Below are 23,143 nucleotides of genomic sequence, written 5' to 3' on the forward strand. Positions count from 1 at the left end.
ATAATAACAAAAATACATAAGAACATTAAATACAATGTATTACCTACAAATACCTCTTTCTAAACTCTAAGGGTGTCATCTTCGCTTTTGTTTTGAATATTCGTGAAAAATAGGCATAATCCTCATAGCCCAGCAATTCAGAAACGTGAGATAAGGAGTTCCCAGAGTGTACTATAAGTCGTTTTGCTTCTAAGAGAATATGTTCCTGAATTAATTCCGTTGTGGTCTTTCCCAAAGTACTCTTCGTTACCCGGTTTAAATGCTTTGTAGTAATGTTCAATTTGTCCGCATAAAAGTGAGCCTGCTTTTCTGTTTTATAAAATACTTCAATAGCCCGTTCCAAGTCAGAAAGTATCTTTAGATAAGTAGTTGAAAGTGAGTTTTCAGCTATATCATAAACAGTATAAATTCTACTTAAATCTATGTATATAAGATTAATGAGACTTGCTAATTTTTGTTTCTTATAAACGACATTAATATTATACTCTACATTAATTTCATCAAAACGACTAGCTATTTTTTGAAGTTCTACAGGTGATAGATTGAGGCTAGGCGGGTTCTTATATGAATAGTAAAATGGAAATTGATTAACCTTAACATCAGAAATACTCAACTCAAAGAAAGACTGTGTGTGAAAGAAAATATAACCTTCAGCAGGTGAATCAAAATTCCAACTATGAGTTTGCCCTGGTTTTAGAAAAAATAAACTCCCTTCTTTTATAGGGTATGAAGTAAAATCTATTTCGTGCGCACCACTCCCCTTTAGGAATAGGACACATAAGTAAAAATCGTGCTTATGAGACTTATGTACAATTGCTTCATTATTCTTTAAATGAGTGGCTAAATCATTACTATAAAACTCAACCGTTGCATTTTCAGCCTCAAACTGTTCTATATGTAATATTGGCAAAACCTTCATGAAAGCAAATTATGTCCTAAAAGTACAAAAAGCTGCGATAAGTCTATAAGTGCTCAACATCTCATGTGCTTTAAATTTGCACGGTGATTGAATAACTAGCTAATCGTTATTCGTTTCAAAAGTGAGATTATAAAATCATCAAATTTCAAACTATCTAAAAAAAGAGGATATGGAATTTTTAAAAGGGACAAAGATTTACAGCATATTTACGGGAACTTGCCCTGTTTGTCAAAAAGAAAGTATGTATGAGGAACCCAATCCTTATCAAATTTCTAGTACTCTAAAAATGGAAGAACGCTGTAGCCACTGTCACACAAAGTACAAAATAGAACCTTCTTTCTTTTATGGAGCAATGTATGTTAGTTACCCTGTGGGGCTCTTTTTTGCAAGTATTGCCCTATTTCTTTGTTTTTTTATTCTTCATCTGAGTCTTTTAACCACATTTTTAGTTATAGTTGTAGAAATGATATTGGTACTACCAATAATTCTACGTTTATCTAGAAATATTTGGATTAACTTCTTTCTACATTATAAACAACCTCTTAAAAGTGAACAGAAGGCTTAATTATAGTTTTAAAGACTAAGACGCAATAAGTTCCTCTAAAATTAGTCTGAATTTTTTAGCATTCCAATCCGTAGAACCGGTCTCCTTTATGACAATCTTTCCGCTTTTATCTATGATAAAGTTGGTAGGAATACTTTTCTCTTTAAGTTCTTTAGGCGCTTGCATTCTAGGGATATATGCCGGTAAAGTATATCTCTTCTTGTTTAAAAAGTTCTTCACAACTTCAGGTTCCTCGTTAGTCAACAAGATAAATTGTACCGAATCCCCATAATCATCATATACCTTTTGGATGCTGGACATTTCGGCAATACAGGGTGGACACCACGTGGCCCAATAACTAATAAAAGTTACTTTATCCTTACCTATTTCTATCGATGAGGCTGTGCCGTCCAAAGCAGTTACCTGATACAAAAATGGTTGTAATAAGATTTGGTCTTCCTCTTCTAGCGCTGACGGAGAAAAGAATTGCATTTTTATGTTATTCAAAGCAACCTGAATGGGCTTTCTTGTTTGTGGTATAATTAACAAGAGAACAAAAATAAATAACAGACCATCGCTAATACTTAATTTTCTTTTTTTCATTAAAAGCAAGTTACTCAAATCAAAGAAACCTATCGTTTCTAACCGTTCATAAAATTCATGTTAGATTGTTTTACGAATACTTGACATCCTTAAACTAAAAATGACCGTACATTATTTGAGGCCTATATTAACCGTGTTAAAAATGACGCCTTGATTTATTTTGATAACCCCAAGTTACCGAACTTTAAAAAAATGTTAGAATGAGACACAACATGAAATTATATGCATGGCTTGCACTGGTTACTTTAATCTCCAGTTGTTCCCCAAATGAAATTAAAAGCATTACCGTACCTATACAAGAAACTAAAGATACTGTTGCTATTGATAAAGAAGAGGTTGAGGAAGAAGCTGAGGAAGAGGAGACTGAAGCTGAAGAGAATCCAATACCTGAAGAAACTATTGACAGTACAGTTACAGAAGAAAATGAAGAAGAAATACCAATCGAAGAACCTTTTGATAGTGTTATAGTAGAGAAAAAAATACAAGTTGTTCTTTTGGCAGGACAATCAAATATGAGTGGGCACGGAAATTATGATGCCCTAGACGACCAAACTAAAGGGCAAATAATAAAAGCATCAGAAACTGTATTTTTAAGTAACTACAGAGATAATGCTCCGAGTCCTCTTACCTATTACGACTATACAGGTAATAACTACGATTTTAAGAACCACTTTGGCCCCGAACTTTTAGCAGGAGCTACCTTAGCCGAGAAATATCCTGAAAAAGAATTTTTATTTATTAAGCTTGCCATGGGGGGTACTTCTTTATATGGAGCCTGGAACGCAAATTGGTCTGCTGAACAAGCTGCAGAAATAGAGAATGAAGTAATTAGGGAAAGACCTTTATACAATTGGCACTTAGAGCATATTAAGGACAATCTCCTAGCTCTTGAAGAACAAGGTAAATTATATGAAATTATTGGTCTTCTTTGGTTTCAAGGAGAACATGATACTCTTAGAGAAGCTGCCGCAAATAGCTACCTACAAAACTTAACCGCTTTAGTAAACGCTTATAGAAATGAATTTGACGTGCAAAATATGCCCGTGGTTGTTGGTCAGATTAACTCTACTTATGGTGTTGATGGTGGTGCTGGAAAAATTAGAGCTGCTATGGAACAATACGCTGAATCTGATAGGTATTCTAAATTGATAACGACTACAGAGGGACCTAATTGGAGTGATTATCCAAAACACGAAGACAACATTCACTACAATGCAGAAGGCTTAAAAAGACTTGGTGAAGAATTTGGAAAGAAATTGATTGATTTACTGGAGCAAGCTCAGTAGCATTGGAGATAAAAAAAAGGGTTACTGGGATTCCCCCAATTTCTTAAACTGCTTGTAGACCCATTGCTTTTCTTTAAGTGAAAACTCTTTGTTTTCAAACCAATCGTGAGCGGCTATTTTCTCGTTTTCAATTTGTGCGGTTCTAATGGCATCTAATGATACCAAATGCCAATGGACTCCTTTATGACGATTTACAGAATAACCAATGCCCTCCGTTATATAAGAAATTTTAGGCTGGTTAATTAGCTTAACTCCGTTTCTTAAAACTGCCAAAGTTTTGGTCAGTTCCACAACTTCTGAAAAAGAATACCGTATAAAATCGTTAAACCCTTCTTGTTTGGTATTATATAATTTGTCTCCTATTTCTAGTTCTTTCATAGCTGTAAAAGCATGTAAATTTAATGGCTTCAAATGGTTTACAAAGAATTAGAATATCAGAAATTATTAACAAATTTTTCAGTCTTATGATAGTAGACTGACCTTTAAGTATTCACATAAAAAAATCAAAACTTTACTTAAATAACATATGTAAATAAAAAAACCACTGCCTTACGACAGTGGTTTCTAAAATTTAAAAGGTTTTAACTTAATTAAAGCCAAACTTCTTTAAGCCTTCATGACTTACTTTAATAGCTTCTAAAGGTTCCATAGTAAATGTTTTATCTTGCTCTACCATATAGTACTTCATACCAGACAGTTTCTTTTGTGCCTGAATTGAACCAAAATCAATACTACCGGTTCCTACAGGAGCAAACCACCCATCTTCATTCATATCTTTAACATGCCAAATTTTGAATCTTTTTGGATACTTCTTGAAGTATGCCACTGGATCAGCACCTGCTTTGGTTACCCAAAATAAGTCCATTTGAAAGTTTACAAATTTTGGATTACAGTTTTCTAATAGGTAATCTATAACCACTACTCCATTTTCATCTTTCTTGAACTCAAAATCATGGTTATGATAAAGTAATTTTAGTCCCGCTTTTTTACATTTCTCTCCTAGTGTATCTAAAATACCTGCAAGGTTTTCTGCGCCTCCTGTCATACCCATTACCATACCTTCTTCCTGAAAAGTAAAAAGACCCATTGGTGGAATAGGAATAACAAAATACTTAAACCCAGCAGCCTTAACATCAGCTATCATAGCATCTGCATTCTCTAAAGTCACAGTAGCCTGGTGACTACTAATTGGTTTTAAACCAATTTCTTTAAGTACTTTTTTGAATTCAACTGGAGTCATTCCGTAAAACTTACCATTATCATATCCTGCGGCTTCAATATACTTATAACCCGCATCTGCTACAGCTTGTAAAGTAGTTTTGGCATCAGAGGCCATATCATCTCTAAGAGTATATAGAGCCAATCCGCCATAAGTGTCTTGAGCGTTTACCAATGATGCTGCGCCCATAAGAAGACAAAACAGTAGTACTTGAATTTTTTTCATTTTGTTTGAGTTTAGTGAAGAATGCTAATATACTACATCTGCTTAAAAAGTATCTGACCGATAATCGTAAAATTAGAACAACCTTTAACTTAAAATGTAAAGGGAAACAAATTCTATAATGCATCGTTTTAAAAAAGCATTCAAAAAATGTAGTTTTAGCCTCTAAATTCGTTTAATATGAAATGCCCCTGCAATCCTCAAAACAATTTTACTGATTGCTGTCAAAAAGCTCACAATGATATTTTAAATGTCAAAACCGCTGAAGCCTTAATGCGATCACGTTACAGTGCTTTTGTAGTGGCCAATATAGAATACCTGCAAAAGAGTCACCATAGCACTACCCGCCCCAATAAAAGAGAAAAACGTCAGATAGAAGCTTGGGCTAAATCCGTGAATTGGATAAAATTAGAAATTTTGATTACAACCAAAGGAACCGCAGCAGATACCGAAGGGACTGTAGAATTCAAAGCTTTCTATATCGAAAACGGTCAAATGGGCATCATTCATGAAAATTCAAACTTCAGCAAAGAAAATGGTCATTGGGCTTATGTAGATGGAAAACATTCATCCTAAATTTTTAAATATTCATAAGACTACCTATTCCCCTCCGATAAGATTAAAAGTTCCTTTGGTCAAAATTTTATCTTCCTTAGTTAATTTATCCATTGCTATCAAGGCAATGTTTCCTTCATAAGTATTCCCCACATTTACGGAAACCGAATCAAAATAATAGCCTTCATCCGTTTCTTCATTTAACTTTAATAGCGAATAAGTGTTTTCTATGGCAACAACTGCAGTTTCAGCTATTGCGTTGGCCTCAGATATTTCCGTTATAATTTCAGCCTCTACGAACATCCCTGTCAAGAAATTGGCTTCTTTTTCATCTTCAAGATGTGCATGCACTTTAATTGTTCTATTTTCTTCAATAGCCGTACCGATCAAATGGACTTCTGCTTTAAAAACATTGGCTGAAGATTCTGGGACCCTAAAATTGATTTCCTGACCTTTCTTTAGTTTCATAATATCCTTTTCGAATACCGATAATTCTAGATGAATATGGTCATTGTCTATAATTTCCATGATAGAGGTGGCTGGTGACACATAAGTACCTCTAGTCACATTAACCTTTGTTATACTTCCAGAAATTGGGGCGTAAATTGACACTACAGAACTTATATTCCCACTTTCTACTTGCGACGGTGAAATATTTAAAAGCGTCAATTGTTTACGGAGACCATTATAACGCGCAACAGCGGTTTTATAATTGCTCTGTGCTTGTAAAAAGCTTTTTTGAGAAGTAATATTCTCCTCCATCATCGTTTTTTGTCGCTCGTATTCTGATTTTAGAAAACCTAACCTTTCGTTTACTTCCATGTAGTCTTGCTGCAATGTAATAAACTCGGGATTTTCAATAGTTAGCAGCTTCTGTCCTTTATTCACCTTATCTCCTATCAACAAAGGAACGGTCTTAATATACCCCCCTCTAGTAGCATTAACAACCGCTCTGTTTTCTGGCGGTACATCAATCATTCCCGTAGTTTTCACGGTTATGGGAAAAGACATGGATTCTATGTTACCCAACGTCATTTTACTGCCGTTAAATTGTGCTTTTGAAACAAATATTCTATGGTCTACAGTCTCCTCTTGTTGCTTTTTAGTTTTGCTGTTTTCTGATTCCTTTTCGCCACAACTAAAGAGTGTAATGAATAAGCTTAAGGTTAGTATATTATATATGATACGTTGCATAATGCATGTATTAAAGGGTTAGGTAATTTATGGCGATAACTATTTGGTTGTATTGCTCTAGTTTGTCTAAATAATCTAGCTTTACTTCATAAGCACTTTCCAAACTCTGTATGTATTGGTAAAAATCTACTTCGCCATTTTTAAAGCTTCCATTGGCTGTTTTTAAGATTTCATCAGACAAAACGGTTCCTTCTCGCTCGTAATAATCCAAGGAACTTTTCAATTGGTCCATCTGCTCTTTTAACGTCTCGTATTTTGCTTTCAGTTGAATTTCATATTCGTTATATTCTTCGGCGGCTATTTCCTTAGCAAAACCTGCTGCTTTAATTTTATACGCCTGCCCGCCAAACAAAATGGGAATCTTTAATCCTACTTGGTATCCGTACAAATTACTATTGAGTCCGGAGTTGGTGCCTTGAAAATAATTTAAGCTTATATCCGGCAACAGCCGTTGTTTTTCAAAACCGTACTTTACTTGTAATAAGGAAATCCTTTTTTGGTAATAGTCTAATTCTGAACTCGTACTTATGTCAATGGAATTAAAACCTACTTTTAGAATAGTTTCATTCGCAATCACCAATGGTTCCTCTGACTGTACTACCTTCATTAAATCTACATAGGCCAATGCTACGTTCTGTTGAGATTCAAGATATTTTATATTGATTTGCTTCTGTTTTGAAGCTGCGGTAATCTTTTCCAAATAATTGGTTTCACCCAGTTCAAAACGTCTAGCAGCCATACTAGAAAAGTTAGCATACAGACTGTCTAACGTAGCTAGGACACGTTGCTTTTCACGAGCAATTTGATAGGCATAATATGCACCTGTAACCTTACGTTTCAAACCTTTTTCTTGTATATCATAAGAACTTGTAGTCAAAGCCAAGCTAGCTTTGTTTACTTTTTTCTCTGAAAAATAAACCGTTGGAAACCTAAAGTCTTGCTGTACGCCATATACTCGTAACGGTTCATTGTTTGATGCTAAATTATTCTCGTCAAACTCATAATACACCTGGGTTTTATCAAAACTGAAAGCACTGTTAACTAACGCATTTGATTGGTCTACTTCTAACCTATTGGCATTAAGACCTGCATTATTTTCCATGGCCATTGGAATCAAAATTTCCAAATCCACGGGAGCTTCTTGCGCATTGTTATTTATGGTGAATAGTAGTAAGAGCGTAGTTAGGACCGAAAGTTTGCTTCCCTTGGCCGTTAACCCACCTTTTTTGGGCGAATTAAAATAAGCATATAAAACGGGCAATACCACCAAGGTTAATAGTGTAGCTGTAATTAAACCTCCAATAACCACCGTGGCCAACGGGCGCTGAACTTCCGCTCCTGCGTTTGTTGAAATAGCCATAGGCAAAAAGCCAAAAGCTGCTGCCATTGCGGTCAATAAAACAGCTCGCAACCTATCTTTAGAACCCTGCTTAATCAATTCATTAATATCACTAAATTGATTCCCTTTTTTAAGTTCTTTAAAATGTTCTATTAAAACAATTCCGTTAAGAACGGCTATTCCGAATAAGGCAATAAAACCAACTCCAGCAGATATACTAAACGGCAAACCGCGTATCCATAACAACAATACGCCACCCACCGCTGCCAGAGGTATGGCGGAATAAATCATTAAAGCTTCTTTAACCGATTTAAATGCAAAATATAGGAGTACAAATATTAGAATTAAGGCGATAGGGACCGCAACCAATAACCTAGATTTTGCACTCTGAAGATTTTCAAACTGGCCTCCATAGGTTATAGAATACCCTATGGGTAAGGTTATATTATCACTTATTAGTTGCTGTACATCGTTTACGACGGATTGTAAATCTCGGTTACGTACATTAATCCCCACTACAATTCTTCGCCGGGTATCATCACGTGATATTTTTGCAGCACCTTTTTGATAGGTAATATCAGCCAATTCACTTAGAGGTATTTTGCCTCCTCTTGGCAAGTCTATATAAAGATTTTTTAGGTTGTCTATATCCTGCCTTAATTTTTTGTCCAAGCGAACTACGAGATCAAAACGTCTTTCGCCTTCAAAAACATTTCCGGCACTACGTCCTGCAAACCCCATGGATATCATATCATTTACCTCTTGAATATTTAGGCCGTACCGTGCAATCTTGGCTCGGTTAAACTTCACATTCATTTCAGGAAGTCCCGCTATTTTCTCAACCGAAATATCTGCGGCACCCTCTACACTTTCGATTAACGCACCAATTTCATTTCCTTTTTTTGCTAGAATATCAAGGTCATCGCCAAATATTTTGATGGCAATATCCGCACGAACTCCTGTAATAAGCTCATTAAATCGCATTTCTATAGGTTGCGTAAATTCTACTTCCATTCCCGGAATAATTGACAGAGCTTCTTTAAAAAGATCCGCCAATTCATCCTTAGAATTGGCAGAAGTCCATTCGCTTTTCGGCTTTAAAACAATAATTACATCACTCTCTTCCATAGACATGGGGTCCGTAGGCACTTCTGCAGCACCAATACGCGTGACCACCTGTTTGACTTCTGGAAATTTATCTAGTAAAATATTCTCTATTTTGGTTGTGATTTTCACTGTATTACTTAAGGACGTCCCCGTTTTGAGCACAGGCTGAATCACAAAATCGCCCTCATCTAATGTGGGTACAAATTCACCTCCCATACTAGAATACAAATACACAGATATTACCAATAAAAAGCCCGCAATACCCAAAACAATCCGCTTGCTATGTAAAGCCCAATGAATGACTGGTTCGTATTTTGAATTTAGCCATCTCATAAGACGCACAGAAATATTCTTATCCGATGCCATAGAGGGCTTCAAAAATAGAGAAGCTGCTACAGGAACATAAGTAAAACACAATATCATTGCGCCAATAAGAGCAAAACTAAAGGTCAAGGCCATAGGTTTGAACATCTTTCCTTCTACACCGGAGAGAGATAAAATAGGAATAAATACGATTAAAATAATCAACTGCCCAAAAATGGCAGAATTCATCATTGTTGAAGCCCCGTTTAATGTGATTCTATCCTTTATTAGCTGTTGTTCTGCTTTTGGGACACCAATAATCTCGTCTTTCTTTTGAGTAATCTTAAAGGCTATGAACTCCACTATAATTACTGCCCCGTCTATAATAATTCCAAAATCAATAGCTCCTAGACTCATTAAATTGGCGTCTACTCCAAAAATATACATGAGTGATAAAGCAAAAAGCAAACAAAGCGGAATTACAGAAGCTACCACTAGCCCAGAACGCAAGTTCCCCAACAGAAGAACAACAACGAAAATTACAATTAGACATCCTAAAATAAGATTCTCAGATACGGTAAAAGTAGTTTTAGCAATAAGTTCGCTACGGTCCAAAAAAGCATTGATGTACACTCCTTCAGGTAACGATTTTGAAATGGTAGCCACCCGTTCATGAACGGCATCAATCACTTTTTTAGAATTGGCATCTTTCAACATCATTACTTGCCCCAGTACTTTTTCTCCTTCTCCGTTACCGGTTATAGCACCAAATCTGGTAGCGCTACCAAAGCCAACATCTGCAACATCTTTTATGTAAATTGGCAGGTTCCCATCGTTCTTAATCACAATATCGCCTATATCCTTCAAAGAAGTTACCAAACCTTCTCCCCTAATAAAATAAGCCTGATTAACCTTCTCAATATATCCCCCACCAGAAATACTATTGTTCATTTCAACAGCTTTGAAGACATCTTGGGCAGTGATGTTCATGGCATTGAGCTTTTCTGTATTTATGGCTACTTCGTATTGCTTTAAGAATCCACCCCAAGTATTAACTTCTACAACACCTGGAATACCAGAAAGCTGCCGCTTTACGACCCAATCTTGAATGGTACGCAAATCTTCTGCGTTGTATTGACCCTTATACTCCGGTTTAACATCTAGAATATATTGATAGATTTCTCCTAATCCTGTGGTTATGGGACCCATTTCCGGTACTCCAAAACTTTCTGGGATTTTCTCCGATGCCGATTTAATTTTCTCGGCAATAAGCTGCCTGGGCAAATATGTACCCATATCATCATCAAAGACGATGGTTACGACAGATAATCCAAATTTTGATATAGACCTAATTTCTTGTACGCCCGGTAAATTTGCCATTTCCAGCTCTACAGGATACGTGATAAATTGCTCTATATCCTGCGTAGAAAGATTACGCGAAGTGGTAATAACCTGTACCTGATTGTTCGTTACATCGGGCACTGCTCCTATAGGTATTTGTGTTAATGAATATAAACCAAACCCTATAATAAAGGATGTAAACAAAAGAACGATTAGCTTGTTCTTTATGCTGAAATTAATGATATATGATAGCATCTTTTCATAAAATAATAAACGTTAAGTGTCCGAAGTTTCACTCTAGTGAATGGACCTATAAAATGAATACGATTATTTTACGAAAGCCGAGGCGGCTGAAGAATACCTTCTAGATGAAGTGATGAAGAAGGTGCTTGATAAAAGAAATTACGTGACTTGTACTCAGAAACTTCAAGAGATTTTAAATCCTCTTTAATAGAGTTCAGAACAAAAGTCGTGGCAGAAGAAAAGTGAGACTGGTGCTGAAATGGCAACTGTTCATGATCTTCCTTTTCTTCTTGGTGCTCTTTGTCATGAGTTGCTTTTAATTCTCCATAATGCTTTGAAATGAACACAATAACATTATCTCCATATTGTTCACTATGAAATTGAGCATGCTCTATGAATTCATCTATTTGAGACACATCATAGAGACATATTCCAAAGCTTTGCAATAGAATAACAAATGATAGAGATATGGATACTATTTTACTCACGAGTATAAAGGTAATGATTAACACAATTAATTAGTTGCATGATTATCAATTCCTTGGTAATATAGAATCTGTCTACTTTACTTTTTACGGCATTTTATTACAGTCCAATTCTTATAACTATTGAAAAAAGATGTTGATGAGATTGAGTAATTAAAATTATGCTAAGAAAAGAAGATTCTTATAGACATATACCTTAATAGATTGTTTTTAAGTAAAAAGAATATAGATAAGAAGATCTTCAAAATCATTTGCTTTATTCCGTATAAAACAAATAGTAATGCTTGGCTCCCTAACCGACAATTTCGTACCACAATTGTCATGTTAACTGTAATAAAGTCACCCTAAATTGTAAATGAAATAGGTTTTTTTGAAAAAAACATAAAATTCTTATAGTACGGAACCATTTTTGCTAGTAACAGTTAAAGTGCCTTTAAACATTTGGTTTATAGGGACTTTCTCTGAAGGAACTGAGAAAATTAGTTAATAATCATCTTAGTTAGCATGGGATTGAAAATTAATTTTTAAAAATTAATGTCCCTAAATTAGGGTCATTTTAATACTATTTTGTAATTTAAGATTAAGTTTGCAATTATTTAGCGCATCATAGTGGTGTTAAAGTATTATTAATGTATATGTGATACTTGCTATTATTTTTTTGTTTAATTACTTTTATAAAAGATCAAACGTAATATATTTATGGACATTTTAGAAGAAGCATCAAATTTTGAAACTGCCAAAATGAGTCATATGAGTACCAGTGATAGGGTAACGGCTTCGCGTGAAGCAAAAAGACTTATTTTAGAAATCAACGAAATTTATAAAAAGACGCAAGATTCAAATTTAATGGATGTCATGAAGCGGTTAACCGCTAAGAAAAAGAGAATTGACATTCGTTTAAAAGGAAGACCTGACTCAGGACTTTAGCAATGCCAGAAAGTAACAAATTAAATGTTCTCGGAACTGCTTTAGAAGCTTGTTGTACCAATCCCCCTACTGGATATTTCAGAGACGGGTTTTGCACAACTATTCAAGAAGATTCCGGAACGCACATTTTATGTGCTATTGTTACTGAGGATTTTTTAAATTTTACAAAAGGGCGTGGAAATAATCTTTCTACGCCCTTACCTCATTGGAATTTTCCCGGCCTTAAACCTGGCTCCAAATGGTGTTTATGTATTTCTAGATGGCTAGAAGCTGAACGCGCAGGAAAAGCTCCGTTTGTAGTTCTTGAGGCAACTCATCAAAAGGCTCTAGAATATACGACCTTAAAAATGCTTCAGAAATATGAAGCCTTAGTTTAACTGCACCCAACATTACTACCTATTGGAAGAAATGGTATTAGAGACTATTTCTACAACAGAAAGCGCAGCTCTTTCTCCAGAAATCATAGCTGCATTCAACGAACCATTTAATTGTGTATCTCCGGCTAAAAATATATTTGTTGTTAACCGTGTTTCAGATGGCAACATGTCATATTGTAGGTTGTCCAATCTAGGAAGTGCCATTGGTATACTGTACTGTTTTATAAACTTGCACGAATCAATTCCACAGTGCTCCTTTAATTCTAATTTCACCCGTTCAGTAAGGTCTTCGCCTTTTAAATTTTGATTCTCCACTACTGTTACCGATAACAATTCTTTATTCGGTATAATATTAGTTTCCAAACTTGTGTGGTAGAAAATATTATTGATTAACGTTCCTGGTTCAGCAACAAGACCTATGAGTGGCTTTTTAATAACTCTATTTTCTGTTTCGAAATATAAGGTATCACATGATTTCCATTCAGTTGACTGATTTTTTAAATTAGAAATCAAACTACTCGCATCTGTGGCTACTATAGAATAATGACTTTCTAATTTCGTATTATCCTCAAGTGTTATTTCGGCATCTTTTACGGATGTTACTTTTGTATTGAATTTGAAGGTTGTGTTTTTTAGATTGTTTGCCAGCTGTTTTGGAATTTCCTCAATTCCAGATTTTGGTAAAGCAGCATACCCTTCTCCAAACATTTTGTATACAAACTCAAACATTCTACTAGATGTCTCTAACTTGTTTTCAAGAAAAATACCACTAAAGAATGGTGAGAAAAAATCTCCTATAATTTCAGAGGAAAAGCCTAATTGTTTTAAATAAGACAAAGTAGATTGCTCTTTATCAGAGAAAATATCTGACAATGTTTTTGTCTTTAATTTACTATTAAGTTTAAGTATTTTAATTTTATCAGAGAGAGTTCCAACTCCAGATAGTAATGTGGGGAATAATAGCGAGAAATCTCGTAGAGGGTCCCCAATAGCCAATTGTTTACCATTTTTAAAAATAGCGGCACCAGGCAAGAACTTTTGCAAATCTAAAGCCTCAAAATCTAGATAGTTTTGAGCTGCAGGATAAGCCGTGAGCAACACCTGAAAGCCATGATCTAATTGATACCTATCTACAGTATCTGTTTTAACCCTTCCACCAACGCGGTCAGTAGCTTCAATAATAACAGGAAAAAAGCCATTTTGTTCCAGAACGGTAGCTGCGATTAAACCACTGACCCCAGCACCTATAATATGTATTTTAAAGTCCTGTTTTTTCATAATTAAATCATTTATCAAAATAGAATAATCTTTTACTAGGCTAATTTAATAGTTCTTATTTTTGTTTAACAATTAACTGCTAAAAATAAACAAAATACATTTATCTTTATCTCAAAGGTAAATAACACATAGCCGATACTTATACCATATATGAACAAAATAGCCATTACACGTTGTGAACATTTTAATGCAGCTCATAGATTGCATAACACGAACTGGAGCGATGAAAAAAACTTCAAGATTTTTGGTAAATGTAATAACCCCAACTATCACGGACATAATTATGATCTGGAAGTTAAGGTTATTGGCTTTTGTGATCCAAATACCGGCTATGTAATAGATACAAAAGTTCTTTCTGGCCTTATTAAAGATAAAGTATTGGACAGATTTGACCATAAAAATCTAAACTTAGATACCAAAGAATTTGAAAGTTTAAATCCTACCGCAGAAAATATCGCAATGGTAATTTATGACATTCTTAAGGCGGAGTTAGATGAAGGTCTAGAATTACGAATAAAGTTATATGAAACGCCAAGAAACTTTGTGGAATACCCTTATGCGTAAATTGGGATTACTACTGCCTTTCTATAATTACAACAGCTTTCTAATACTAATAAAGACAATAATCATTAAGGAATACCACAAGAAGAACGGAATAATGTACTCTTTAAAGCCTGTAACCAAAAGCAAACTTATAGTCAGCAGTTGGAACCCAAGACCAAATGTTGACAAAGCCGTCATTAGTAGGTTTGGGAGTCGTTTGCCATTAGAAGCATTTGAATCTAAGGTGTAAATAATTTTATCAAAAACGCCATAAAGCGCTTTATAAAATCCAAAGAGAATATTTACATTTTTTTGCTTCTCTCCTTTTAAAGCTGTTGGAGAATCATATTCAAAAACTCTACTTGTTGTATCGCCATCTACACTATTTCTTAAAATAACATAGTAGTAATTATATAAAGTACCTTGCAGTTGAATTCCTAAAAAAGCAAAAAAACTATACATTAAATTGGCCTCTGTGGTATACCAAAGTGCTGTAAAAATAAACAGGTTTAAAATTATATCTGCAACAGAATCAAGATAGCGGCCTGTGTACGAAGGTGTGTTTTTTACTCTTGCCAACTCCCCATCGGCAGCATCTAATATTGATTTGAATATCAAGAAAAAAGCTGCAGCCCAATAATAACCAAGTATAATACAAACAACAGCTATCAAACCCGAGATTATAAACCATATCGTCACATCAATAGGTGTATATGAAGTCTCTTTAAGCGAATTTGCTATCAGTCTTGCAATAGGTCTTCCATAATCAGAAAGGTCTATGAATTTATGCTCTTTTGGTAATTTAGACATGCTACTTTTTAATTCTGAAATTTTGAGTCTATCACCAAAAATCCATTAGAATATATAATTATATAAGTAATTGGTAAATGTACAATAGCCTCATGGATAAAGCCTAGCTTAACCCGTTAATTTTGTTTATCATTTTACATTATTAATTAAACGAAATTGTAACTTTGTTTATGATGTAGATAGGTAATTACATCTTTTAAAATTTAGCTATGAAAACAACTAATAAAGCAAAACTGTCCCCAAGTACTTCTTCTAACACAAAAGAACAATCCGTCTATGATATAGCTATCAATACTTTAGATGGTAAACCTATATCTCTTTTGGATTATAAAGGAAAAAAAATACTTTTTGTGAATGTTGCTTCTGAATGTGGGTTTACAAAACAATACAAAGAGCTACAGACTTTAAGTGACACATACAAGGAAGAACTTGTTGTTATTGGTTCTCCTTGCAACCAATTTGGAAAACAAGAACCTGGTGATGCTTCGCAAATTCAAGAGTTTTGTGAATTGAATTTTGGAGTCAAATTCTTACTCACCGAAAAGATTGATGTAAAAGGAAACAAACAACACCCTTTATATAAATGGCTAACCTCCAAAGAATTAAATAGCAAAAAAAGCTCTAGTGTGAAGTGGAATTTTCAAAAATATTTGTTAGATGACAAAGGGAATTTAATTGATTATTATTTTTCAATTACTAAACCTATGAGTTCTAAAATAACCAAACATTTATAATGTCAATAGCTATCATTAGGCTTCTATTAGATTTTGGCCTTGTTGTCTTAATTTGGATTATACAACGTATTGTCTACCCGAGTTTTCTTCATTATGAAACTCAAAATCTAATTGTTTGGCATAATGCTTACACTGCTCGTTTTAGCACCATAGTCATACCATTAATGCTTGGCCAACTTGCCATTTCTATCTATCAAGTTATTGTAGTGGCTAATTTATATACCGTAATAAGCATAGTATGTATTGTTCTTATATGGGCATCTACTTTCTTGCAGTTTGTACCTATACATTCTCAAATCTCAAAAGGAATAGTTAGTGAAAAAATGTTGATTTCACTCGTTAAAAAGAATTGGACGCGAACCATATTATGGACGTTGCTATTTATATTTAGCTTTACTTATTATGCTTATTGGAGTCTGTAGAGTAGGTTTATTTTAAAACGATAGAACCAATTTCTAGTTTAAAATCTTCTGCTTTTTTATTACCTATTAAAAAAGCAACCTCCTGAATACTGTTACCATCATAATTTGGAATATTTAGCTTACGACCTCTAAAAGTAGGATACATGTCTGCTAGAAGCAACTCTATAACTCCCCAATCTTCTGATGTATTGAAGTATGACACATAAGAATGATCATCTGATACGTTCTTTTTTAATCTAAACTGATATTTTTTACCATCACCTTTTATATTCAAAATAATCTTTGAATATGGTTTTGTAACTATATCATTGAAACGATATTTTAAAGTAGAAAAACCACCATTATTATCTAATGAAACATGCCCTTCAAAAATAACCTTGCCTTCATTATTTAAATGGACGGTTCCGCATGACTTCCCGCCCATGACAACATCGTCTATCACTTTCCAATCGTTAATATCATTCACTGCATTGAAATCGAAAATAGTGTAAAGTTGTGTTGTCATTAGAAATATTTAATTACTTTATAAAGTCGATAAAAAAGCTTGTCCATTCTCTAAATGCTGTTGCTGTTTCTCAGCAGGCATCTTATCAAACATTCGCACTAGCATTCCTAAGCGCGGATTTGATAAAAAGAAATCGCGATGTACATGCATAAAACGCCAAAAGAGCCCATCCCAAGTGTCCTGCCACTCCCCTTTTTTATAGTTGCTCATTTTTAATAAATAATTACTGCCACTGATATAGGGTTTGGTTGCCATAAGCCCACCATCTGCAAATTGACTCATTCCATAAATATTAGAGACCATAACCCAATCATAAGAATCTATAAAAAGTTCCATAAACCAAGTATAGACTTCATCCGGATCAAACTCGCACAGCATCATAAAATTACCTAAAATCATTAGACGTTCTATGTGGTTACAATACCCTGTTTGTAATACTTTTTTAATGGTTTGATCAATTGGCGGAATACCAGTTGTTCCATCATAAAAAGAAGACGGTATTTTTCTTTTAAACTTCCAGAAATTAGTTGTGCGCTCTTCACTACCTCTAGATTCATAAATACCTCTCATAAACTCTCGCCATCCTATGATTTGCCGGACGAAACCTTCGAGAGAATTGATGGGTACCTTGTTTTCTTCAGCATATAGTAAACAAGCTTCAATAATTTCTTTAGGCGTTATTAAACCTACATTGAGCATGGGCGTTAAAACGCTGTGGTTTAAAATAGAATTTTCAGCAACCACTGCATCTTCATAGGTACCGAACTCCATAAAGCGTTGCTCAAAAAACTGATGCAACCACATTTGGGTTGTTTCAAAACTTGTTGGATATAAGGACTGTTTTGTTAGAATTCCTAAATGATTAGAAAAGTGCTTTTCTACATAGGTTATAGCTTCTTCATAATAGATATCTACATCTGGAAATTGAATAGAAGGAGGCGTTTTCTTAGCAGGATATTTCTTTCTGTTTTCCGCATCAAAAGTCCATTTTCCACCTGTAGGTTTACCATCAGCATCTATTAAAATATTTCGCTTTTTACGCTGCTCAGTGTAAAAGGTAGTTTGATGGTATTTCTTTTTATCGGTTCTAAAAAAAGTCGCTAAATCTTCTTTCGTATTTAAAAATAAAGGTGAATTGAGTATCGTTGTTGAAATATCATTTGCTAAACAGCCTTTTTCTATCCGCTTCTGTAACCAATTATCCGTTGGGTCTATATAGTTAATATGTTCAATTCCCTGGAGCTTTAATGTTGGGATGAGCTCTCTAATATCAGAAGTTACATCCGTTTCTTCAATATAAGATACTTCAAGGTTTTTATCTTCTCTTAGAAAACTGGCATACCGCTGCATTGTAGCTCTATGAAACGCTATTTTTTGCTTGTGGAAAGGGTACTGCTTAAAGAATAAATATTCTTCAATAATATATATGGGCGCATCCACTTCAAAAAGTGGTGACTCTTTAAATAATTGATGTGGAAATATTAAGTTGATACTTTTCATTTGTTCCTTCTACAACGTTCACTACAATATTTTACGGTGTCCCAGTTTCTCTCCCATTTTTTACGCCATGTAAATGGCCGCTCACAAACAATGCATATTTTCTCAGGAAGATGTTGTTTTTTCATTACTCAAATTCAGGCATCTTGTTTAACCTAGCATAAGGATGGTTCTCTATCTTTTTTAAGGAGTAGTAACTATTTAAACCTGAAATACCCACGGCGTTGGTTGTTTCTAAATCAATATCTCCGTCTATCATAGCATTGTCCGGCAATATCAAATGTTCAATTTCGCCAATAATCAAAGTCGTTCCGTTGTGCTTAATATCAATTGCTTCTACAAAACGCATTCCTATTTTAAAACTGCTTTCTTTAACAAAGGGAGCTTTAAAATTAGTTATGTATTCTTCCGTAAGTTTACATCGTTCAAATTCAGAAATATCTACATCAAATTTTGCCGAAGTGTAATGTGCATTTTTTACAAATTCAGGATGAATGTGATTAATAGTATAGGTTCCGTTTTCTAGAATATTACGATACGTATGCCCCACTTCTGCCGTTCGTGGTCTAGCGATAAAGCCTAGAAGCGCAGGGTCACTGCCTAAGTGTACCACAGAGCTGAAAATAGCAAGATTAGTCTGTCCTTTATTATTTATAGTACCTATAAGATTAGCCGGCTTAATTCCCGTAACCGAATTAATTATTTTTAGTTTAGTAACACGGTCTAGTTTTACTATATCTTCTTTAGTATACATCATATTATTATCTATTGACGTGGGTATTTAAAAGGCGATTCTTCTCTTGCTGCACTGCGGGATGTTCTTTATGACCCCAAATCTTATCTCTGGCTGCGCGAGCACTTTCTTGTAAATCTACAATGGGTAAAGGATAATCCTCTCCTATTATAACACCACAAAAAGTTTGTTCCATTGCTGTCATTTTCCAAGGCTCATGAATATGAACGATTGGTATATTACCGAGTTCTGGAATCCACTTTTTAATGAATATACCCTGTGGGTCGTGTTCTTTCGAGTTCTTAATCGGGTTGTATAAACGTACCGTGTTAATACCCGTAGTACCAGCTTGCATTTGAAACTGTGGATAGTGAATACCTGGCTCATAGTCTAAAAACTGTCTTGCCAAATGATAAGTGCCGTCCCGCCAATCTTGGTCTAGATTGAGTGTTAAAAATGAAACCACCATGGCGCGCATTCTAAAATTTACCCACCCGGTTTGCTCAACAGCCCGCATACATGCATCAATTAACGGATAACCGGTTGTACCAGTTTTCCAAGCTTTAATAAAAGCTTCGTTCTTTTCATGTTTTAGTAATTCATATCCATTATTAATACAATGCGTCTCATAACGACATTCTACTTCAAATTTCTGTATGAAATGACAATGCCAATGCAAACGAGTAAGCATAGCAGAAAAAGTATCGCTGTTTTTTGTTCCGTTAGGGTGTATTCCTATAAACTGAAAAGCTTGCTTAACACTTAGGTTACCCCAAGCCAAATAAGGAGATAAACGGCTGCAGGCCGTTCTACTTTCTGTTGGTTTTGAAATATGCTTTTTATAATTAAAACCTCTTTGAGCAGCAAATGATTTCAAATACCGCCAAGCATTGTATTCCCCCGCAGGTTGGTACTGTTTTGGGTATAATTGTAATTGGTATTCTAATTTTACAGGAATTATAAAATGATGTGTAAATGGCTTTTCTTCTGAAACTGAAAACTTGTTTTGAATCACAGGCTCATGCATCTTAGCGTGCCATTGCTTATTCCAATCGTCTCTGTTTTTGATACCTCTTAAAATACCATCCCGTTGGGATTCTTCCCAAAGAATACTATTTTTTTTACAAAACGATTTCACTTTCTTGTCACGGTGCCAAGTAAACTGAGTGCCACTTTCACGAAAGCTAAAAATGCCTTTTACATCAAAACATTCTTGAAGATGCTTAAACACATCACTAGCTTCTCCATAAAATACATCTACGTTTCTATTAAAGGGTGCCAGTGTCTTGTTTAAAGCCACAATGGAATGATATATAAACTGCAAATGCCGTGGACTCGTATCTGGATACGCTATAAAGCTAGGCTCAAACAAATAAACAATGCGGTACGGTATACCTGCTTGCTCCGCTTTTAGCAAGGGCTCATGGTCTTGCGAACGAATATCACGTTTTAACCAAACAATATGTATAGCCTGCTTTTTCAATAGGTAAGCTGCTTTTTACATTTTTTCCAGAAAGCAAAGAAAGACGGATAATACCCTTGCACATCAAACATCCATTCTCTTGGCTCTTCAAAACCTTCATAATGCTTATTTAAAGGATGTTCTTTATAATAAACGTCCTTTGTTTCATAATCAGAAATGAACTCATTAAACTCGCCTACATAAACCTGAATATTCTCTATATTTTCGGCAGAAATAGTGAATATAAAATCAAGTGTTTTTAGGGAAACAGGATAGCTTCTGAAATGTGAAGGTTCTAATAGCAAAATTCTATTTGCAGTAGTATCTTTTTTCCATAACGGATCTAGGTTATAGAAATTATAGATACAAGCAGGCATGTCTTTATCAATAGTAATCGTTTGCTTCTTTGGTAAGGGCGTTTGTAAAACTAAGGTTGAAGTCTTTTTTAAAATTTCAGGGACCTCTAATCCACTAAAAGCTTCATAAGGCACATCTAAAAAGGTGTTTTTTTGTTGAGTAAAGCTGTATTTATTGATGTTCTCCTGATTGGCAACGTACTTCTTATTTGCATTTGCCCCAGCAACAGATTGCCAGCTTAACGCATTACTAGCCCAATCTGCATCTAGTAAATGATAATACATCCATTGTGCAGGAACTTTCCAATGACTTTGGGCCACATTACACGCCATAGATGCAATATACATTCTTAGGTGATTGTGTAAATAACCCTCATCGTAAAATTTCTTAATAGAACTATCAATAGCATCAATACCCGTATCTGCTTCAACAATAGCTTTTGAAATTGAATGATTGGAAACTGGTGTTTGCTGATTTTTTAAATCCGAATTAATAGCATCTCCTTTAGCAATCCATACTTGTTGCCAGTAATCTCGCCAAGCCAATTCTTGAATAAATTTTTCAATTTGTGCAGGTTGATAGCCTCGCTTTAAAACTTCAGAAAGAATAAATTTTGTTGAAATAATTCCTCTAGAAATATAGGGAGACAAATAGGTAACTGAACCATTTACAAAATTTCGTGTTTTACCATACTTAACCGGATCAATATTACGAATACGCTGAAGAATTTCAGAATATGAAGTTGGAAAAATAGAATCTTGGTCTTCAAACAATTCCATTTATCGCTTACTTATTTTATTCCCTGAAATAGCTCTTTGGCGCGAAGATTTAAAACGAGTAATATCTGAACTGCGTTTCTTTAAATGCTTTTGGCTAACTCCACTATTAACGCGTTTGCGCCAACGCTTAAAACTAGATTCCTTAAGGTTGCCACGCATAACCTTAATGACTTCCTTTTCCGGTAAACCAAACTGAAACAGAATAGCTTCAAAAGGTGTTCTGTCCTCCCAAGCCATTTCTATTATACGGTCTAATTCTCTTTCTGTAAATTGTTTTGTTTCTGTTGTCATACTAAAACTAGATTTTTTCCCAAATTTGGTCTGCATTCAAATAAAAGCTTCCTAATGCATTAAATCTACATTCTTCTGGTGCTATTATGGAAAGAAAAGATTCTCCGTTTTCCCTCTTATATAAATGATAGACTTTACCAATAATGGGTTCAAAATTGAATTTTGCATTATAAATGAGTTTGTTGAATTCAAACTCTTGCATCATTTTATCATATTCCGCCTTTAACTCAAGATATCTTGCTTCAATCTTATGGTTTACTTTACTTATACTTCTGTTCTTCCAGGCAATTGTATCTGTAATCGTAATTACCGGAGCTCCAACAGAGGTTGCATAAGGCTTGAGAGCCGCATCGTATTTTTTAGTTTCCGGATTGAAAACTACATTATCAGGTTTTTTATCTTCTACCATTGGTGTAAAAATGTATTAGCTCAACTTTTCTAGTTGCTTCATTACTTCTTCCGCTTCATAGATTTTCTGATCACTCATTTTCCTGTTGGTGGTAGACAAGCTATGAGCTTCTTTTAAAAGAAGCTCATATTGACCTTGAAGTTTAACTTTCTCTGATTTCTTTTTAAATAATCCGAACATATTTATTTCAACTTTATAAGTTCTCAAAAATAGAATCCAAGAACCATGACATAAAGATACAAAATGTTTAACTATTTATAAATTAAGTTAAACAAAATTTAATTATATGTTGAATTATAAATTTCGCTATCTAATAAACCCTAAAGGATAGTTTCAATATATAAAGCCCTTGAGGTATAATTATGCTGATAGGATTGAGTGTTTAGCAATCATGAAATAAGCAGCTTGCACATTAGCTCCTATCATCTTTATCTAAAATCAAAACGATTTCTAATAATTAGATTTCAATGATATCTTTAAAACCGAGTAGAATAAAAAACCCTGTAAATCATTGATTTACAGGGTTAATATGCCTTGTACAGGACTTTATGCGGAGAAAGAGGGATTCGAACCCCCGGAGGTGTGACCCTCAACAGTTTTCAAGACTGCCGCATTCGACCACTCTGCCATTTCTCCTGAGTGCCTCATCAGGTATTCCC

The 23,143-nt window shown here is 34.6% G+C and carries 26 protein-coding genes and 1 tRNA gene; 8 read left to right on the forward strand and 19 right to left on the reverse strand.

The window, feature by feature from the left end:
• Nucleotides 1-43: 43 nt before the first annotated feature.
• Nucleotides 44-919 (reverse strand): helix-turn-helix domain-containing protein, encoded by an 876-nt coding sequence (locus HW347_RS05245; protein ID WP_214610884.1) that lies wholly within the window; start codon nucleotides 917-919, stop codon nucleotides 44-46.
• A gap of 286 nt (nucleotides 920-1,205) precedes the next feature.
• Here HW347_RS05245 and HW347_RS05250 point away from each other — a divergent pair, with 286 nt between their 5' ends.
• Nucleotides 1,206-1,484, forward strand: coding sequence for a DUF983 domain-containing protein (locus tag HW347_RS05250; RefSeq protein WP_317195308.1), 279 nt, complete (start codon nucleotides 1,206-1,208; stop codon nucleotides 1,482-1,484).
• Between the two features lie 15 nt (nucleotides 1,485-1,499).
• On the opposite strand, the gene HW347_RS05255 is transcribed toward HW347_RS05250, so the two are convergent.
• Nucleotides 1,500-2,066 (reverse strand): TlpA family protein disulfide reductase, encoded by a 567-nt coding sequence (locus HW347_RS05255; RefSeq protein ID WP_214610886.1) that lies wholly within the window; start codon nucleotides 2,064-2,066, stop codon nucleotides 1,500-1,502.
• A 200-nt stretch (nucleotides 2,067-2,266) separates the two neighbouring features.
• On the opposite strand from HW347_RS05255, the gene HW347_RS05260 reads away from it, so the two are divergent.
• A complete protein-coding gene (locus tag HW347_RS05260) occupies nucleotides 2,267-3,352 on the forward strand; it encodes a sialate O-acetylesterase (protein ID WP_214610887.1) in 1,086 nt (361 codons plus the stop codon).
• A gap of 21 nt (nucleotides 3,353-3,373) precedes the next feature.
• Here HW347_RS05260 and HW347_RS05265 read toward each other — a convergent pair whose 3' ends face one another.
• Both HW347_RS05265 and HW347_RS05270 read right to left on the reverse strand, forming a co-directional pair.
• Nucleotides 3,374-3,730, reverse strand: a complete 357-nt coding sequence (locus tag HW347_RS05265) for a pyruvate kinase (protein WP_214610888.1) — start codon at nucleotides 3,728-3,730, stop codon at nucleotides 3,374-3,376.
• 208 nt (nucleotides 3,731-3,938) lie between these two features.
• Nucleotides 3,939-4,796 (reverse strand): sugar phosphate isomerase/epimerase family protein, encoded by an 858-nt coding sequence (locus HW347_RS05270; RefSeq protein ID WP_214610889.1) that lies wholly within the window; start codon nucleotides 4,794-4,796, stop codon nucleotides 3,939-3,941.
• Between the two features lie 177 nt (nucleotides 4,797-4,973).
• On the opposite strand from HW347_RS05270, the gene HW347_RS05275 reads away from it, so the two are divergent.
• A complete protein-coding gene (locus HW347_RS05275) occupies nucleotides 4,974-5,369 on the forward strand; it encodes a YchJ family protein (RefSeq protein ID WP_214610890.1) in 396 nt (131 codons plus the stop codon).
• Between the two features lie 24 nt (nucleotides 5,370-5,393).
• Here HW347_RS05275 and HW347_RS05280 read toward each other — a convergent pair whose 3' ends face one another.
• The 3 genes from HW347_RS05280 to HW347_RS05290 all read right to left on the reverse strand — a co-directional run bounded on the left by HW347_RS05280 (nucleotide 5,394) and on the right by HW347_RS05290 (nucleotide 11,363).
• The gene (locus tag HW347_RS05280) at nucleotides 5,394-6,542 is read right to left on the reverse strand and encodes an efflux RND transporter periplasmic adaptor subunit (RefSeq protein WP_214610891.1); all 1,149 of its coding nucleotides are present in this window, start codon (nucleotides 6,540-6,542) and stop codon (nucleotides 5,394-5,396) included.
• Between the two features lie 10 nt (nucleotides 6,543-6,552).
• Complete coding sequence (locus tag HW347_RS05285) at nucleotides 6,553-10,887, reverse strand: CusA/CzcA family heavy metal efflux RND transporter (RefSeq protein ID WP_214610892.1); 4,335 nt, start codon at nucleotides 10,885-10,887, stop codon at nucleotides 6,553-6,555.
• Between the two features lie 77 nt (nucleotides 10,888-10,964).
• Entirely contained in the window at nucleotides 10,965-11,363 is a 399-nt protein-coding gene (locus HW347_RS05290) for a hypothetical protein (protein ID WP_214610893.1), read from the reverse strand.
• A 696-nt stretch (nucleotides 11,364-12,059) separates the two neighbouring features.
• Here HW347_RS05290 and HW347_RS05295 point away from each other — a divergent pair.
• On the forward strand, nucleotides 12,060-12,287 hold the full coding sequence (locus HW347_RS05295; RefSeq protein ID WP_194535159.1) for a hypothetical protein: 228 nt from the start codon (nucleotides 12,060-12,062) through the stop codon (nucleotides 12,285-12,287).
• A 2-nt stretch (nucleotides 12,288-12,289) separates the two neighbouring features.
• Nucleotides 12,290-12,664, forward strand: coding sequence for a DUF2237 family protein (locus tag HW347_RS05300; RefSeq protein ID WP_214610894.1), 375 nt, complete (start codon nucleotides 12,290-12,292; stop codon nucleotides 12,662-12,664).
• Between the two features lie 15 nt (nucleotides 12,665-12,679).
• Here HW347_RS05300 and HW347_RS05305 read toward each other — a convergent pair whose 3' ends face one another.
• Entirely contained in the window at nucleotides 12,680-13,942 is a 1,263-nt protein-coding gene (locus HW347_RS05305) for an NAD(P)/FAD-dependent oxidoreductase (protein WP_214610895.1), read from the reverse strand.
• A 150-nt stretch (nucleotides 13,943-14,092) separates the two neighbouring features.
• Between HW347_RS05305 and HW347_RS05310 the strand changes: the two genes are divergently transcribed.
• A complete protein-coding gene (locus HW347_RS05310) occupies nucleotides 14,093-14,506 on the forward strand; it encodes a 6-pyruvoyl trahydropterin synthase family protein (RefSeq protein WP_214610896.1) in 414 nt (137 codons plus the stop codon).
• Between the two features lie 27 nt (nucleotides 14,507-14,533).
• Here HW347_RS05310 and HW347_RS05315 read toward each other — a convergent pair whose 3' ends face one another.
• Nucleotides 14,534-15,295, reverse strand: coding sequence for a CDP-alcohol phosphatidyltransferase family protein (locus tag HW347_RS05315; RefSeq protein ID WP_214610897.1), 762 nt, complete (start codon nucleotides 15,293-15,295; stop codon nucleotides 14,534-14,536).
• Nucleotides 15,296-15,504: 209 nt separating this feature from the next.
• Here HW347_RS05315 and HW347_RS05320 point away from each other — a divergent pair, with 209 nt between their 5' ends.
• Together HW347_RS05320 and HW347_RS05325 are read left to right on the forward strand one after the other, a co-directional pair.
• Nucleotides 15,505-16,029 carry a glutathione peroxidase gene (locus HW347_RS05320; RefSeq protein WP_214610898.1) on the forward strand — a complete coding sequence of 175 codons (525 nt, stop codon included), beginning with the start codon at nucleotides 15,505-15,507 and terminating at the stop codon, nucleotides 16,027-16,029.
• Nucleotides 16,029-16,451, forward strand: coding sequence for a hypothetical protein (locus tag HW347_RS05325; RefSeq protein ID WP_214610899.1), 423 nt, complete (start codon nucleotides 16,029-16,031; stop codon nucleotides 16,449-16,451). The genes HW347_RS05320 and HW347_RS05325 overlap by 1 nt, the downstream gene beginning before the upstream one ends.
• A gap of 7 nt (nucleotides 16,452-16,458) precedes the next feature.
• Here the strand turns inward: HW347_RS05325 and HW347_RS05330 are convergent, their stop codons facing one another.
• From HW347_RS05330 to HW347_RS05375, 10 genes are all read right to left on the reverse strand, one after another.
• Nucleotides 16,459-16,956 (reverse strand): CIA30 family protein, encoded by a 498-nt coding sequence (locus tag HW347_RS05330; RefSeq protein ID WP_214610900.1) that lies wholly within the window; start codon nucleotides 16,954-16,956, stop codon nucleotides 16,459-16,461.
• An 18-nt stretch (nucleotides 16,957-16,974) separates the two neighbouring features.
• Entirely contained in the window at nucleotides 16,975-18,456 is a 1,482-nt protein-coding gene (locus HW347_RS05335; protein WP_214610901.1) for a cryptochrome/photolyase family protein, read from the reverse strand.
• Nucleotides 18,453-18,581 carry a DUF2256 domain-containing protein gene (locus tag HW347_RS05340; protein ID WP_214610902.1) on the reverse strand — a complete coding sequence of 43 codons (129 nt, stop codon included), beginning with the start codon at nucleotides 18,579-18,581 and terminating at the stop codon, nucleotides 18,453-18,455. Before HW347_RS05340 ends, HW347_RS05335 begins: the two co-directional genes overlap by 4 nt.
• Nucleotides 18,581-19,210: a flavin reductase family protein gene (locus HW347_RS05345; RefSeq protein WP_214610903.1), complete on the reverse strand. Its 630-nt coding sequence runs from the start codon at nucleotides 19,208-19,210 to the stop codon at nucleotides 18,581-18,583. Before HW347_RS05345 ends, HW347_RS05340 begins: the two co-directional genes overlap by 1 nt.
• 4 nt (nucleotides 19,211-19,214) lie before the next feature.
• A complete protein-coding gene (locus tag HW347_RS05350) occupies nucleotides 19,215-20,669 on the reverse strand; it encodes a cryptochrome/deoxyribodipyrimidine photo-lyase family protein (protein WP_214610904.1) in 1,455 nt (484 codons plus the stop codon).
• Nucleotides 20,666-21,784, reverse strand: a complete 1,119-nt coding sequence (locus HW347_RS05355) for an FAD-binding domain-containing protein (protein ID WP_214610905.1) — start codon at nucleotides 21,782-21,784, stop codon at nucleotides 20,666-20,668. Before HW347_RS05355 ends, HW347_RS05350 begins: the two co-directional genes overlap by 4 nt.
• Entirely contained in the window at nucleotides 21,785-22,075 is a 291-nt protein-coding gene (locus tag HW347_RS05360; protein WP_194535169.1) for a TIGR03643 family protein, read from the reverse strand. It lies immediately after the preceding gene.
• Nucleotides 22,076-22,082: 7 nt separating this feature from the next.
• Nucleotides 22,083-22,484 carry a DUF2452 domain-containing protein gene (locus HW347_RS05365; RefSeq protein ID WP_155596232.1) on the reverse strand — a complete coding sequence of 134 codons (402 nt, stop codon included), beginning with the start codon at nucleotides 22,482-22,484 and terminating at the stop codon, nucleotides 22,083-22,085.
• Nucleotides 22,485-22,499: 15 nt separating this feature from the next.
• The gene (locus HW347_RS05370; RefSeq protein ID WP_214610906.1) at nucleotides 22,500-22,664 is read right to left on the reverse strand and encodes a Lacal_2735 family protein; all 165 of its coding nucleotides are present in this window, start codon (nucleotides 22,662-22,664) and stop codon (nucleotides 22,500-22,502) included.
• Nucleotides 22,665-23,035: 371 nt separating this feature from the next.
• Nucleotides 23,036-23,120: transfer RNA gene (locus HW347_RS05375), tRNA-Ser, on the reverse strand.
• Nucleotides 23,121-23,143: the final 23 nt, after the last annotated feature.

The sequence above is a fragment of the Zobellia barbeyronii genome (assembly GCF_018603515.1).
GTDB classification, from domain to species: Bacteria; Bacteroidota; Bacteroidia; order Flavobacteriales; family Flavobacteriaceae; genus Zobellia; species Zobellia barbeyronii.

Coding starts and splice junctions, on each gene's coding strand:
- HW347_RS05245 (WP_214610884.1), bottom strand. CDS start 919: ATGAAGGTTTTGCCAATATTACATATAGAACAGTTTGAGGCTGAAAAT.
- HW347_RS05250 (WP_317195308.1), top strand. CDS start 1,206: ATGGAAGAACGCTGTAGCCACTGTCACACAAAGTACAAAATAGAACCT.
- HW347_RS05255 (WP_214610886.1), bottom strand. CDS start 2,066: ATGAAAAAAAGAAAATTAAGTATTAGCGATGGTCTGTTATTTATTTTT.
- HW347_RS05260 (WP_214610887.1), top strand. CDS start 2,267: ATGAGACACAACATGAAATTATATGCATGGCTTGCACTGGTTACTTTA.
- HW347_RS05265 (WP_214610888.1), bottom strand. CDS start 3,730: ATGAAAGAACTAGAAATAGGAGACAAATTATATAATACCAAACAAGAA.
- HW347_RS05270 (WP_214610889.1), bottom strand. CDS start 4,796: ATGAAAAAAATTCAAGTACTACTGTTTTGTCTTCTTATGGGCGCAGCA.
- HW347_RS05275 (WP_214610890.1), top strand. CDS start 4,974: ATGAAATGCCCCTGCAATCCTCAAAACAATTTTACTGATTGCTGTCAA.
- HW347_RS05280 (WP_214610891.1), bottom strand. CDS start 6,542: ATGCAACGTATCATATATAATATACTAACCTTAAGCTTATTCATTACA.
- HW347_RS05285 (WP_214610892.1), bottom strand. CDS start 10,887: ATGCTATCATATATCATTAATTTCAGCATAAAGAACAAGCTAATCGTT.
- HW347_RS05295 (WP_194535159.1), top strand. CDS start 12,060: ATGGACATTTTAGAAGAAGCATCAAATTTTGAAACTGCCAAAATGAGT.
- HW347_RS05300 (WP_214610894.1), top strand. CDS start 12,290: ATGCCAGAAAGTAACAAATTAAATGTTCTCGGAACTGCTTTAGAAGCT.
- HW347_RS05305 (WP_214610895.1), bottom strand. CDS start 13,942: ATGAAAAAACAGGACTTTAAAATACATATTATAGGTGCTGGGGTCAGT.
- HW347_RS05310 (WP_214610896.1), top strand. CDS start 14,093: ATGAACAAAATAGCCATTACACGTTGTGAACATTTTAATGCAGCTCAT.
- HW347_RS05315 (WP_214610897.1), bottom strand. CDS start 15,295: ATGTCTAAATTACCAAAAGAGCATAAATTCATAGACCTTTCTGATTAT.
- HW347_RS05320 (WP_214610898.1), top strand. CDS start 15,505: ATGAAAACAACTAATAAAGCAAAACTGTCCCCAAGTACTTCTTCTAAC.
- HW347_RS05325 (WP_214610899.1), top strand. CDS start 16,029: ATGTCAATAGCTATCATTAGGCTTCTATTAGATTTTGGCCTTGTTGTC.
- HW347_RS05330 (WP_214610900.1), bottom strand. CDS start 16,956: ATGACAACACAACTTTACACTATTTTCGATTTCAATGCAGTGAATGAT.
- HW347_RS05335 (WP_214610901.1), bottom strand. CDS start 18,456: ATGAAAAGTATCAACTTAATATTTCCACATCAATTATTTAAAGAGTCA.
- HW347_RS05340 (WP_214610902.1), bottom strand. CDS start 18,581: ATGAAAAAACAACATCTTCCTGAGAAAATATGCATTGTTTGTGAGCGG.
- HW347_RS05345 (WP_214610903.1), bottom strand. CDS start 19,210: ATGATGTATACTAAAGAAGATATAGTAAAACTAGACCGTGTTACTAAA.
- HW347_RS05355 (WP_214610905.1), bottom strand. CDS start 21,784: ATGGAATTGTTTGAAGACCAAGATTCTATTTTTCCAACTTCATATTCT.
- HW347_RS05360 (WP_194535169.1), bottom strand. CDS start 22,075: ATGACAACAGAAACAAAACAATTTACAGAAAGAGAATTAGACCGTATA.
- HW347_RS05365 (WP_155596232.1), bottom strand. CDS start 22,484: ATGGTAGAAGATAAAAAACCTGATAATGTAGTTTTCAATCCGGAAACT.
- HW347_RS05370 (WP_214610906.1), bottom strand. CDS start 22,664: ATGTTCGGATTATTTAAAAAGAAATCAGAGAAAGTTAAACTTCAAGGT.